Origin of the sequence: Sorangium sp. So ce128, assembly GCF_051525245.1 — a bacterium.
Lineage (GTDB): Bacteria > Myxococcota_A > Polyangia > Polyangiales > Polyangiaceae > Sorangium > Sorangium cellulosum_B.
The window spans coordinates 5,409,362-5,421,070 of sequence record NZ_CP150313.1 but is presented as its reverse complement, the minus strand read 5'-3'; the positions used below and the strand labels follow the sequence as shown (position 1 = coordinate 5,421,070).

Annotated in this window: 11 protein-coding genes; 4 read left to right on the top strand and 7 right to left on the bottom strand. The window is 75.0% G+C overall.

Features of this window, described 5'->3' with window-relative positions; all coding sequences use genetic code 11:
* Window positions 1-241: 241 nt before the first annotated feature.
* The gene (locus WME82_RS20620; RefSeq protein WP_438044214.1) at window positions 242-808 is read right to left on the bottom strand and encodes a hypothetical protein; all 567 of its coding nucleotides are present in this window, start codon (window positions 806-808) and stop codon (window positions 242-244) included.
* A 338-nt stretch (window positions 809-1,146) separates the two neighbouring features.
* Window positions 1,147-1,821 carry a hypothetical protein gene (locus tag WME82_RS20615; protein WP_438044213.1) on the bottom strand — a complete coding sequence of 225 codons (675 nt, stop codon included), beginning with the start codon at window positions 1,819-1,821 and terminating at the stop codon, window positions 1,147-1,149.
* A 137-nt stretch (window positions 1,822-1,958) separates the two neighbouring features.
* On the opposite strand from WME82_RS20615, the gene WME82_RS20610 reads away from it, so the two are divergent.
* Complete coding sequence (locus WME82_RS20610; protein WP_438044212.1) at window positions 1,959-3,491, top strand: protein kinase domain-containing protein; 1,533 nt, start codon at window positions 1,959-1,961, stop codon at window positions 3,489-3,491.
* Window positions 3,492-3,577: 86 nt separating this feature from the next.
* Complete coding sequence (locus WME82_RS20605; RefSeq protein WP_438044211.1) at window positions 3,578-4,516, top strand: sugar phosphate nucleotidyltransferase; 939 nt, start codon at window positions 3,578-3,580, stop codon at window positions 4,514-4,516.
* Window positions 4,517-4,559: 43 nt separating this feature from the next.
* On the opposite strand, the gene WME82_RS20600 is transcribed toward WME82_RS20605, so the two are convergent.
* From WME82_RS20600 to WME82_RS20590, 3 genes are all read right to left on the bottom strand, one after another.
* Window positions 4,560-4,856: a hypothetical protein gene (locus tag WME82_RS20600; RefSeq protein WP_438044210.1), complete on the bottom strand. Its 297-nt coding sequence runs from the start codon at window positions 4,854-4,856 to the stop codon at window positions 4,560-4,562.
* Window positions 4,853-6,418, bottom strand: coding sequence for a phytoene desaturase family protein (locus WME82_RS20595; protein ID WP_438044209.1), 1,566 nt, complete (start codon window positions 6,416-6,418; stop codon window positions 4,853-4,855). Before WME82_RS20595 ends, WME82_RS20600 begins: the two co-directional genes overlap by 4 nt.
* Before the next feature lie 240 nt (window positions 6,419-6,658).
* Window positions 6,659-7,753: a DUF72 domain-containing protein gene (locus tag WME82_RS20590; protein WP_438044208.1), complete on the bottom strand. Its 1,095-nt coding sequence runs from the start codon at window positions 7,751-7,753 to the stop codon at window positions 6,659-6,661.
* A gap of 241 nt (window positions 7,754-7,994) precedes the next feature.
* Between WME82_RS20590 and WME82_RS20585 the strand changes: the two genes are divergently transcribed.
* Window positions 7,995-9,275, top strand: coding sequence for a hypothetical protein (locus WME82_RS20585; protein WP_438044207.1), 1,281 nt, complete (start codon window positions 7,995-7,997; stop codon window positions 9,273-9,275).
* Window positions 9,272-9,910 carry an ATP-binding cassette domain-containing protein gene (locus WME82_RS20580; RefSeq protein WP_438044206.1) on the top strand — a complete coding sequence of 213 codons (639 nt, stop codon included), beginning with the start codon at window positions 9,272-9,274 and terminating at the stop codon, window positions 9,908-9,910. The genes WME82_RS20585 and WME82_RS20580 overlap by 4 nt, the downstream gene beginning before the upstream one ends.
* A gap of 42 nt (window positions 9,911-9,952) precedes the next feature.
* Here WME82_RS20580 and WME82_RS20575 read toward each other — a convergent pair whose 3' ends face one another.
* Window positions 9,953-10,705 carry a class I SAM-dependent methyltransferase gene (locus WME82_RS20575; RefSeq protein WP_438044205.1) on the bottom strand — a complete coding sequence of 251 codons (753 nt, stop codon included), beginning with the start codon at window positions 10,703-10,705 and terminating at the stop codon, window positions 9,953-9,955.
* A 2-nt stretch (window positions 10,706-10,707) separates the two neighbouring features.
* Complete coding sequence (gene folD, locus WME82_RS20570) at window positions 10,708-11,571, bottom strand: bifunctional methylenetetrahydrofolate dehydrogenase/methenyltetrahydrofolate cyclohydrolase FolD (RefSeq protein ID WP_437747196.1); 864 nt, start codon at window positions 11,569-11,571, stop codon at window positions 10,708-10,710.
* Window positions 11,572-11,709: the final 138 nt, after the last annotated feature.

The window sequence follows — 11,709 nt, the reverse complement described above, 5'->3', positions numbered from 1 at the left end:
TTCAGGTACTCCAAGGGGCAGGCCGGCGCAAAGGGTTTGCCGGCCTCAGAGGGCGTTCCTGACCGCGCGCGCGGTCGCGGATCGCGGCCTGCCGCCGGCTCCTCGCCGGACGCCGCGAGGCGTCCGGCGAGGGCGCATCAGGGGGGCCGGACAGCGCAGCGAGAGCGCGGGAGCGTCCTGGGCGGGGGAGCTGGACGGCGCGGTGGGAGCATGAGGCGACACACCGGGGGCGCCGGAAGGGTCAGGGCTCGACGCGGGTGGGCTTGGCGCACGTCCGGACGACGATTTCTACGTCCTTCTCCGCCACGATCGAGCCGGCGCCGCCCGGGGCGTCGGGGTCGGGGCACTCCCACGTCCAGATCGGGTCGGCCTTGTCACCGTTGGGGAGCAGCATTTCGGGGTTTCCGGAGGTCTCGCCACCTTTGGGCGTGAGCTCATCGGCGAACTCCCCCCCGTAGCCGTCGATCCTGACCGTGTACTCGTGCCCCTCGACGACGGAGGTGAACGACACGCTCCACGCACAGGAGATTGGCGGCGACGAGGCGAGGGGGGACGGCCCGCCCTCTGCGCTGTTGTCGGTGAGCGTGGCGACGTAGCTGCGGATGGCTTTCAGCTCGTCCGAACCCGAGCACTGGACGTCGCCCAGGAAGGCGAGCGGGTCGATGGTCATCGACGTCCCGAGCTGCAGGTCGTCGTCGCCGTTGGAGCCGTCGGCGCAGGCCGTGAGCGCGAGGACGGCGAGCGCCAGGGCGCACCGGCCAGCCCGGGGTCGCGGGGAGCGCCTGCGCGCGTGATCCGCAGCGAACAACGTTCCGAAACCAGCTCGAGCTCGGCCCATCGGCAGGGGGCACTAGTCCAAGCCGGGGAACGGCGCCACATGAAACGCGGCCCAGCTGCGCGGGCGCGGCGCCGGGCACGGCGCGCGGCCGAGCGAAGCCCGCGAGAGGAGGCGCCGGCGGAGGCGGCGCTCGCGGGCGAGCTGCCCGATGCGCCGCTCGCGCTCGCGAGGCGGTGATGAGCTCGCGGAAGCTGCCGGCGCCCGCTCTCTACGGGAACCGACCCCGCAACGCATCTCCACGTCGATGGAGCGCCGCGGGCACGCTGTCGCCGCTCATCGCGTCAGCGCAGGCTCCTTCCGCAGCTGTATTAGGACCCGCCGGAGCCGCCGTTGCCCGCGCTGCCGCCGCCGGAGCCGCCGCTGCCGCCGCTGCCGCCGCTGCCGCCGGAGCCATCGCTGCCGCCGCCGTTGCCCGCGCTGCCGCCGCCGGAGCCGCCGCTGCCCGCGTTGCCAGAGCTGCCGCTGCCGGCGCCGCCGCTGTTCGGGGCGGCGACGAACGCGCAGGCCTCGAGCGCCTCCGCCTGCGTGGTGATCACCTTGCAGGGGGTGATCGCGTGGTCCACGCCCGCGGCGAGCGGCGCCGCAGAGCACTCCGCCATGGACGCGACCTTGGCGCTGGCGCAGGCGCGCGCCTCGCCGACGGCGGCAACGCAGTCATCGACCTGGAGGGGCGTCGGCTCTGCCACGGTCTGGCCGCCGCCGGCGCCGCTCTCGAAGCCGTGCAGGCACTGGTCCCAGTAGAACTCGACGCAGGTGTTCACCCGCTCTTCGGCGTCCCCGGAGCCGATCCACTCCGGGCACACGGCGGCCGCCTCGCACCGGGCCTGCTCGATCCGCCGGCAGGCGTCGACGCCCACAGCGTCGTTGCCGCAGCTCGGCGCTGTGATCAGGGTCACGGCGCCGAGGCCGAGCAACGCGGCCGCGGCCCAGGGCGCGGAGCTCCGCCTCGCGGCGGAGAGGACGGCGAGCGCAGAGAAACCCACCCGGCGGAGCTACCACGCGGCCGCCGGAGGCGTCGAGTTTTCCGGCACACACCAGCTGCCCACCCCACCTCGGGGGGCGCGAACGGCGACCGGACAAGGCCCGGTCCGATCTATGCTCCCAGGGCCGCGATCACCCTATGGATCCGCCGAGCCTCGCGCAGCTCCGACCCGACACGCCTTTCCATGGGCGGTACCGCGTCGTGCGCCCCATCAAGACGGGCGGGATGGGGGCGGTGTACGAGGTCGTGGACGTGGTCACGGACCGCCGCCGAGCGCTCAAGGTGATGCTCCCCGGCTCCATCCAGGACCCGGCCCAGCGCGCCCGGTTCGCCCAGGAAGCCAAGATCACGGGCGGGATCGAGAGCGACCACATCGTTCACATCTCCGATGCCGGCATCGACGCCGACTCGGGGATGCCGTTCCTCGTCATGGACCTGCTCCAGGGCGAGGAGCTCGCGAGCCTGTCGGCGCGCCGGGGCCCGCTGCCGCCGGCCGAGGTGGTGCTCTACCTGGGCCAGGTCGCGCGCGCGCTCGACAAGATGCACGCGGCCGCCATCGTCCACCGGGACCTCAAGCCGGCAAACCTCTTCCTGACGAGGCGGGACGACGGCTCCCCTTGCGTGAAGGTCCTTGATTTTGGGCTGGCGAAGGTCGTGGCGCACCGCAGCATGGCGGACCGCACGGCAATGGTCGGGACGCCCCTCTACATGGCGCCCGAGCAGATCCGCGGCGACGTCGCCGTCGGGCCGAAGACCGACATCCATGCGCTCGCGCATGTCGCCTTCGCGCTGCTCGTGGGCAGCCCGTACTGGCTGACCGAGGCCAACGTGCTGCCGTCGGTCTACGCGCTCCTCCAGCGGATGGTGGCGGGGTTGCCCGAGCCTCCGAGCGCCCGCGCCGCGCGGCGCCGCAGCAGCATCCGGCTGCCGCCCGCCTTCGACGCGTGGTTCCAGCAGGCGACCGCGATCGACCCGAAGGACCGCTTCGAGCGCGCCACGGCGGCCGTCACGCTGATGGCGGAGGCGCTCGGCGCGCCCGCCCCGTCGACGCCGCCCCCGCCCGAGCGGCCCACGAACCCGCCGCCGTCGTCCCGCCGCGGGGTCGAGGCCCGCGGGGTCGACGCGGACGACCGGCGCGCCAGCTCGCCGTCGGACCCCGGGCCAAAGCCTCCGGAGCCAGGGCCCAAGGCCGGCGAGTCACGCCAGCGCGACGAGGACCTCGCCGCGGTCGTCCACGAGGAGCGGCTCCGGGCCTTCCTGAAAAAGGAGGTGCAGCGCGCCAGGGAGCAGCGGACGAGGAGGCTCTCGCTGCTGCTGCTCAGCGTGGAGGGGCTCCAGGGCGTCGAGGAGACGCAGGGCCGAGCCGGGGTCGATCGCATCCTCGGCGATCTCGCGCGCATCGTCAGGATCTACGTGCCGGAAGGCGGGCTGCTCGGGCGCTACCGCCGCGACACCCTCGCGATCGTCTGCCCCGGGATCGGCCGGACGCGGGCATCCGCGTTCGCGAAGGTGCTCGGTGAGAAGGTGCGCCAGCACCGCTTCCGGCGAGCGGCCACGACGCCCTTCCGGATGACCCTCCGCATCGGTGTCGCGCACATCGAGGAGGGGGACGCGACGGGGCACGAGCTGCTCGAGCGCGCGGCGCGGGGGCTGCCCGAGCGGGGGGAGTGAGCTGAACGAGGGATCGGGCCGATGGCCGCGATCTCCGCTGGCGCCGTCGCGCGGCTGCGCGGTCGCGCCGTGGCGACCTCGATTTCTTGAACGTTCCCCGTGAAGGGGCGATCCTCGCGGCCATGGCCGCTGCCATGATCCTCGCGGCGGGGCTCGGGACCCGGCTCCGCCCGCTCACGGACGAGATGCCGAAGCCGCTCCTGTGGCTCGGCGATCGGCCGCTCATCGCGCACATCGCCGAGCGGCTCGCCGCGGGCGGCGTCGTTCGCGTCGCGGTGAACAAGTCCCACCTCGCGGAGCGATTCTCGCGCGATCTGCTCGCGGCGTTCCCGGTGCCCGTCGAGGTCCTGCACGAGCCGGAGCCCCTCGGCACCGCCGGGGGCCTCGCGAACGCGGCGGGCGCGCTCGGCGAGGGCGACGTGGTCCTCTGGAACGGCGACATCCTGATCGATCTCGACGTGGCGGCGCTCTCGGCGGCGCACGGCCATCACGGCGCGGGCGCGACGCTCGCTGTCGCGCCGCGGCCGGCCGGGGAGGGGACGGTCGGCGTCGGCGCGCGGGGCGAGGTGGTGCGGCTCCGCGGCGAGCGCTTCGGCGACGAGGTCGCGGGCGGCGATTTCGTGGGCGTGCACGTGGTCGGCGGGGCGCTCCGGCGAAGGCTGCCGCCGCGCGGGTGCATGGTGGGGGACGTGTACCTGCCGTGGCTGCGCGAGGGGCGCTCGCTCGCGACGTTCGCGGCGCCCGCCGTGTGGCACGACATCGGAACGCTGGCCGCGTACCTGGCGGCGAGCGCGCGCTGGCTCTCGCAGCGCGGCTTGCGGAGCTACGTCGGCCCGGGGGCGTCCGTCGCCGAAGGCGTGGACGTGGCGGGCAGCGTCGTCGGGGCGGGGGCGCGGGTCGAGGGGGCGGGCGCGGCGCGCGGGTGTGTGGTCTGGCCGGGCGCGCAGGTGGTCCTCGGCGCCGGCGCCCCGCTCGAGCGCGCGGTGGTGACGGCGAAGGGGACGGTCGCGCGCGCGTCCGGGTGAGCACGTGGGTGGAGAAGTCCCTGCGACCAGGGAGGGGCGAGCTTCACCGCGCCGGTGCGTCGGCGCGATTCACGTACTCGGTCGCAAACCTGCGGATCTCATCCGCCTTCCGGTGCTCGGACAGCTCCGGGTAGACACCCCAGAGGACGTCCTTGATGAAGACGCCATACTCCGGAGTGCCAGGCCGGATGGATGGATGATGTCGCTCCAGGTGCTCGCGCAGGATCACCTCCGCCTCGCTGATCGCCGGCGCGCCCGGCGGGCCGTCTGGAGACGGCGGCTCCCTGCTGCATCCGGCCACCACGGCGAGGGCTCCCATCGCCACGAGGTGCCACTTCATCTCCCGAGGTCGGCGAGCGCGGCCTTCGCTGCGTTGTGCCCAGCCGCGCCGATGACCGACCCGGCCGGGTGCGTCCCCGCGCTGCACGAGTAGAGCCCGGCGAGCCCGAACCGGTAGGGTACGCGATCGGCGAAGCCGAAGCTGTTGTCGATGTGGTGGATGTGCCCCTTCGTGATCCCGAAGTGCCGCTCGATGTCCGGCGGCGCCAGCGTGAACGTCTCCAGCACGAGGTCGCTCATCCCAGGCGCGAAGCGATCGCAGATCGAGAGGAGGTGCTTCACGTAGCGCGGCGCGGCCTCGTCCCACGTCTCGCCGCCCGCGAGCGCGTAGGGCACCCACTGCACGAAGAGCGCCGCGTTGTGGTGGCCCTCCGCGTCGCGCAGGCTCGGGTCGATCGGCGTGTGGAAGTACCACTCGATCGCGGGGAACTCCGGGAGGCGCCCGCTCATCGCGTCGCGGTGGGCCTGCCGCAGCGTGTCCATCACGACGTCCTCGTCGGGCAGGAGGTGGATCGTCGGCCCGAACTGCCCGCGATCCTCCGGGAGGCAGCTGAACGTGGGCAGGCCGGTCAGCGCCATGTTGACCTTGAGCGTCGCGCCGTCCTTCGCGAGCGCGTCGAGCCGCGCCGAGAGCGAGGCCCCGATCGCCGCCTCGCCGGCGAGCGCGCGGGTGCGGTACGGATCGGCGTTCGAGACGACCACCTTCGCGGCGATGCGCGCGCCGTCCTCGAGGAGCACGCCGGAGACGGCGCCCCCGGACGCCTCGATCCGCGCGACGCGCGCGCCGGTGACGATCGTCGCGCCCTCGGCCCTCGCCTTCTCGGCGAAGAGGCGGGAGATCGTGCCCATGCCGCCCTCGACGATCATCCAGGTCCCGTCGGCGCCGGGGAGGCGGCACATGTTGTGAATGAGGAAGTTCATGCCGGTGCCGGGCGACTCGAAGCCGCCCGCGAGCCCCGAGAAGGCGTCGGTCACGGCGTACATCGCCTTGAGGAGATCGCTCTTCCAGCCGAACCGCGCGAGGTAGTCGGAGATCGTGCCCCGGCAGAGCGCCACGAACGTCTGCCGGAGGGCGGGCCGCACGTAACGCTCCGCCGTCTCCTCGATGGAGAGCGGCTCCGCGAGCCACGTCGGGGCGATGTCGTCCCGGAGCGCGGCGAGCTCGGCCTGGAGCGCGCTGTTCGCGTCCCAGTCGTCCTGGGAGAAGAACTCAAGGAACTGCCGCTTCATCGCGGCCTGGTCCGAGCCGAAGAGCAGGTAGCGCCGGTCCGTGGTCGGGAGGAAATAGTGCGGATCGCGCCGCCGGAGGGGGAGGGCGACGCCGACCTCGCGGAGCAGCTCGGGGGGGGCGAGCCCGAGCAGGTAGGCGCCGCTCGAGACGCCGAGGCCCGGCGCCTTCTGGAAGGGGTGCTCGGTCTTCACCGCGCCGCCGACCGCGTCCTTCTCCTCGAGCACCACCACGTCGAGCCCGCGGCGGGCGAGGAGGACGGCGGCGACGAGACCGTTGTGGCCGGCGCCGACGATGACCACATCGGCGCGGGCCGGAGCTTCACTGCGTTTCACTGGGCACCTCCAAGCGCTGTGCGCGTCCTCTGCCGCGGCCGGCGCGCCGGCGCTCGGGCCATGGCGCACGAGGTGTTGCACGAATGGTACGGCGAGGAGAGCCCTTTTCGCGCGCGGTAGCGGGGAGGGGCGCGCCGCGCGGCCCCGAGGCTGCCCGCACGGCGACCCTTTCCAGCCTGTCCTCTCCGCGGCGCTGGCGCGCGCGTCGCGCCGGCCCGCTCCGTCCTGCCCCGGTCGGGCTCACCCGCCGGCGGTCGTCGTGGGCGCCGTGGGCTCGCGCCACGCCGCGGCGACCTCCTCGGCGATGGCGCGCACGGTCAGGGGCGCCGAGCCCTCGGCCTTGTTGTTCACGAGCGTGAAGCTCTCGATGCGCAGCGCCGCGGCCTCGCAGAGGATCCGCGCGACCTCCGCGCGCATCTCGGGATCCGGCTCGACCACCCGGTTGAACGGGTGGAACCGGCGCTTCTCCGCCTCGTAGCGGCGACCGGGCTTGAGCGAGAGCCGGACGACCGCGAACGGGGCGTTCGAGACGGGCACCACCTCGGCCTGGGCCCCGGGAGACGGCATGTTGCGCCAGTAGCTGTAGGCGTGGGCGACGCCGCGCGCGCCAAGGATCTCCCGGTACTCGCCGGTGAAATAGGCGCGCTCCCTGAGCTCGACCGCGCAGGAGAGCTCGCGCGGCAGCGCGCCGAGGAACGCGTCGAGCCGCTCGAAGAACGCGCGCGGCGGGAGCCGGTGGGGCGGGCCGACCGGGGGCAGCTCGAGCAGCACCGGCCCCGCGTGCGCCCGGAACACCGTGAGCAGCGGCGCGGCGACGCGCGAGAGGAAGAGCGGCACCGAGAGGAAATCCGGGTTCGGCTCGAGGCGAGGGGGGCCCGCGCCGCGCCCCTCGTCCTCGTTCGGCGGGGTCTGCGATCGCTCCAGCGTCTGGGACACGACGGCGTGCAGCGCCTTCGATACGCAGCGGAAGCCGTCCGGCAGCTGCGCTCCGTAACGGCGGAAGTCGCTGTCGGGGACGGGGGCGTAGAAGCTGCGGTCGATTCCGACCGTCGTGAGCAGCGGGTGCCGGGCGTACTCGGCGAGGCCATCGCGCGCGAGCTCTTCCGTGCTCTGCCGCGCGGCGTAGACGAGGCCCTGCCAGCCGGGGAAGCTCCACGAGCTCGTGCCGAGGTGGAGCCCCGGCGGCAGCCGCGCCGCCAGACGGGCGGCGTCGTCGTAGACCGCCGCCATCGCGTCGCGCTCGCGCGCCGCCTCGGCAGCGGCGGGCTCCGGCGCTGCACCGAACAGCGAGAGCTGCGATGGGTTGGGGCCACGGCGCCCAGGGGAGCGGCTCACCCGGTCGAGTCTACTGCTTCCGGCGCGCTCCGCGACACCAGCCACGCGGGCGGGGACGACCGCCGCGCTGGCCAGCGCGGTAGGGGGCGGCGCGGCCGCCGCTTCCGGTCCGGATCCATCGCAACAGGACACCGACGCGGCGAGGGGATCCGCTCCCTCTCCGCGATCGGCTCGTGGAGCGGCCCCGTCATGCGCTTCCGATGGGGAGCATCCGGCCCGCCGTGGGGTACAAGCACGTGACGTGCTGCGCCGCTTCGCCCTCGTCGTGCGCGTCCTGGTCTCGACGGCCGGGAAGGACGCCTTCGCGCGCGCCATGCCGCTGTACATGGGCATGGGCCTCGTCGCGGCGGTCGTGTTCGGCGGCAACGGGATGCACCCCTCGCAGCTCACGGGCCTCACGGGCGAGTCGCCCCTGTTCCGGGTCGCGCTGTGGGGGGCGTGGTTGCTCGTAGGGACGCCGGCGGCGCGCGCGCTGCTCCGCGCTCCGGCGACGTTCTTTCTCCGCGCGCTGCCGGTCCCGCGCCGCGAGCTGCTCTCGGCTCACGCGCTGCTCCTCGCCGTCGCCGAGCTCCCGTGGGTGGCGCTCTGGGCGGTCGGCGCCGGCGCGCTCGCCGGCTGCGCCGCCGGCGCCGCGGCGCTCGCGGCGCGCTGCATGCTCCTCGCCCGTCCGCGCGGCGCGCGCGAGCTCTCGGCCCTCGCGCTGCTCGTGGGCGCCATCGCGCTCGGGGCCCCGGCGCCGGTGCTGCTCGCGTGCGCCGCGCCCGCGCTGGCCGTCGGGCTGCGCGCGGCCGTCGCCCGCGCGCCAGAGATCCCCGCCGGCCGCGAGCGCTCGATGATTCCATCGGCGGCGCCTGCGCTCGTCGCGCTCGCGCTCGCCTACCTGGCGGCGCTCGTCCGTGGCCACCGCGCGGTGCTCGTGCGGGGCCTCGCCCTCGCGGCGATCGGCGCGCTCGCCGCGGCGGCCTGGGCCCGGAACAGCGGGCGGTTCGGCGGCGGGTCGCTCGCCGCGGCGTCGCTCGTCGCGCTCGCGCCGGTCGTGCTCTGCGCGGGCGCTGGCCTCTCCGGTCCGGTCCTGCGCGAGGAGCGGCGGCTCGCGTGGCTCCTCGACGCGTGCGGCACGGCGGCCGGGCTCCGCGCGGGCGCCGTCGCCGCGGCGGTGGCCGCGCCGCTCGTCGCGCTCGCGCTCGGGCACGGCGCGGTGGTCGGCGCGCTCACCGGCGCGGCCCCCTCGGTGACGTTGCGCCTGGTCGGTGGCGCGGGGCTCGCGGGGCTGCTCCTCGCCGCGATCGCGCTCGGTTGCGTCCGGTGGTCCGTGCGGCAGGACGGCCGCGACAGCAGCCGGGTGCTGCTCTCGGTGCTCGCGGCGATCGCGGCGTCGATCGCGGCCGCGTGGACGCTGGGTGATCTCGCGCTCGCGGCCTTCGCTCCGGCGGCCGCGCTGCTCGCGGGGCCCGCCGGCGCGCGCTGGCTCTCGCCGGGTCGCGGGCGCGGCGCGGCGGCAGGAGAGGGGAGGGCGCTGTGACGCTGGAGGCGACGGGGATCCACAAGCGGCTCTCGGGCAGGGACGTGCTCTCGGGCGTCGAACTGCGCTGCGGACCTTCGGAGGTGGCGGTCGTGATGGGCGAAAACGGCGCCGGCAAATCGACCTTGCTGCGGGTCGTCGTCGGGTTGCTGGAGCCCGATCGCGGCGCCGTGACGCTCTCGGGGGAGGCCGTCCACGGCGCCGCGGCCTCGGCGCGGCGCCGGCTCGGCTACGCGCCCGACGCGACCGAGGCGCTGCCCGATCTCCAGGTCGCGGAGCTCTGCGCCCTCGTGCGCGCGCTCAAGCAGGCGCCGCCGCTCGACGGCGCGTGGCGCGCGTGGATCGAGCGGCTCGGCGCGGCCGCCTTCTACCGGCAGCGGCTCTCCGGCCTGTCGTTCGGTCAGCGCAAGCGCGCGCTCGTTCTCGCGGCGCTGGTGGGCGATCCTTGGCTGCTCGTGATCGACGAGCCGACCAACGGGCTGGACGCCGAGGGGGCGCGCACGGTGCTGGAGCTCATCGAGCAGCGCCGCGCGGAGGGGAAGGCGACGCTCCTCACGACGAACGACGCGGCCTTCGCGGCGGCGACCGGGGGGCACGTGCGCCGGCTGAACGGAGGACGGCTCGGCGCGGAGTAGGCGGCGCCTCGGCCCGTGAGGCGCCGCGCCTCCGGACGCCGCCTACCGGCCGGGCTGCCTCCACTCGCGGCCCGAACGGCGCGGCAGCAGCCGCAGCACCCGCGTCTCGCGCTGCTCGCGGCCTTCGAGGTCGAGCGACGTGGGGACCTGGTACCGCGCGAGCTCCTCGACCGCCTCCGAGGGGCAATAGGCGCGCCCGGGATCGCCGACGATCACCGCGGTGGTGCGCGCGGCCTCTCGGCGCAGCCACGGGAGCACGCGGTCGACCATCGCGCGCTCGTAGCAGACGTCGCCCGCCACGATGACGTCCCACGCGGCCGTCGCGGCGCTCGCCGTGAGGTCCTCGGTGATCACGTCGACGGTGACGCCGTTCAGGGCCGCGTTCAGCCGGAGCGCCGCCGCGGCGAACGGATCGATGTCGGCGGCGCTCACGCGCGCGGCGCCGGCGAGCACCGCGGCGATCGCGACGACTCCGCCGCCGGAGGCGAGGTCGAGGACGCGCTTGCCAGAGACCGTCGCGGGATGATCGAGGAGGTACCGCGCGAGCGCCTGCCCGCCCGCCCACGCGAACGCCCAGTACGGCGGCGGCACGCCCGCGCGCGTGAGCGCCGCCTCGGTCGCGTGCCAGAGCGGCGTGACCTCGGTCGCCAGGTGGAGCTTGACCTCGGGGACGAACGGCGGGCAGGCGACGGCCGTCTCGCGCGCGACGAACGCCGCGGCGCGCTCGGCGGCGGAGGCGTCCTCCGCGTCGGCGTCGGGGTGCGGCGCGGGCGCGAGCCCCCTCGTCACGGCCATCGCTACCGCTTCGCGACGCGCGCTTCCGCGGCGCGCAGCGTCGTCTCGAGCAGCGAGGCGATCGTCATGGGGCCGACGCCGCCGGGCACCGGCGTGATCCAGGCGGCCCGCTCCCTGACGGCGTCGAAATCGACGTCGCCCACCAGCTTGCCCGCGTCGTCGCGGTTCATGCCGACGTCGATCACCGTGGCCCCTTCCTTGATCCAGTCGCCGCCGATGAGCTTCGCCTTGCCCGCCGCCGCCACGAGGACGTCGGCCTCGCGGCAGAGCGCCTTCAGATCGCGCGTGCGCGTGTGGGCGATCGCGACCGTCGCGTGCCGCGCGAGCAGCAGCTGCGCCATCGGCCTGCCGACGAGGTTGCTCCGCCCCACCACCACCGCGCGGGCGCCGGCGAGCTCGACGCCCGCCTCGGCGAGCAGGCGCATGCAGCCGACCGGCGTGCACGGCGCGATGCCGCCCGGGCGGCCCATCGCGAGCAGCCCTGCGTTGACCGGGTGGAGGCCGTCGACGTCCTTCGCGGGATCGATGGCGTCGAGCACGGCGTGCGCGCGGATGTGCGCCGGCAGCGGCAGCTGGACGAGGATCCCGTCGACGGTGTCGTCCGCGTCGAGCTCCGCGACGCAGGCGAGCAGCTCGGCCTCGGTCGTCGCGGCCGGGAGCGCGCGGAGCCGTCCTCGAATGCCGACCTCGTTCGACATCCGCTCCTTGCTCCGCGTGTGCGTCACGCTGGCCGGGTCCTCACCGACGAGCACCACCTCGAGGCCGGGGGGCCGACCGTGGGCGGCCACGAAGCGCGCCACCCCCTCCCGCACCTCGTCGCGGACCTTCTGCGCGATCGCCTTGCCGTCCAGGATCTTCGCCGCCATGGCCGCGGAGCTTAGTCCAGCCGCGGCCGTCGCGGGGGGCTGCCCGCGGCGGCCCGGGGAGCGATCGTGAGGATGGCCGGCACACCGCCTCACGCGACGCGATCTTCCGGTTGACCCGTACGTCCAGCGTCTCTAGCC

What these genes read in the sequence shown, in the direction of transcription:
- folD (WP_437747196.1), bottom strand. Translation starts at nt 11,571, where the DNA reads ATGGCGGCGAAGATCCTGGACGGCAAGGCGATCGCGCAGAAGGTCCGC.
- WME82_RS20610 (WP_438044212.1), top strand. Translation starts at nt 1,959, where the DNA reads ATGGATCCGCCGAGCCTCGCGCAGCTCCGACCCGACACGCCTTTCCAT.
- WME82_RS20600 (WP_438044210.1), bottom strand. Translation starts at nt 4,856, where the DNA reads ATGAAGTGGCACCTCGTGGCGATGGGAGCCCTCGCCGTGGTGGCCGGA.
- WME82_RS20575 (WP_438044205.1), bottom strand. Translation starts at nt 10,705, where the DNA reads ATGGCCGTGACGAGGGGGCTCGCGCCCGCGCCGCACCCCGACGCCGAC.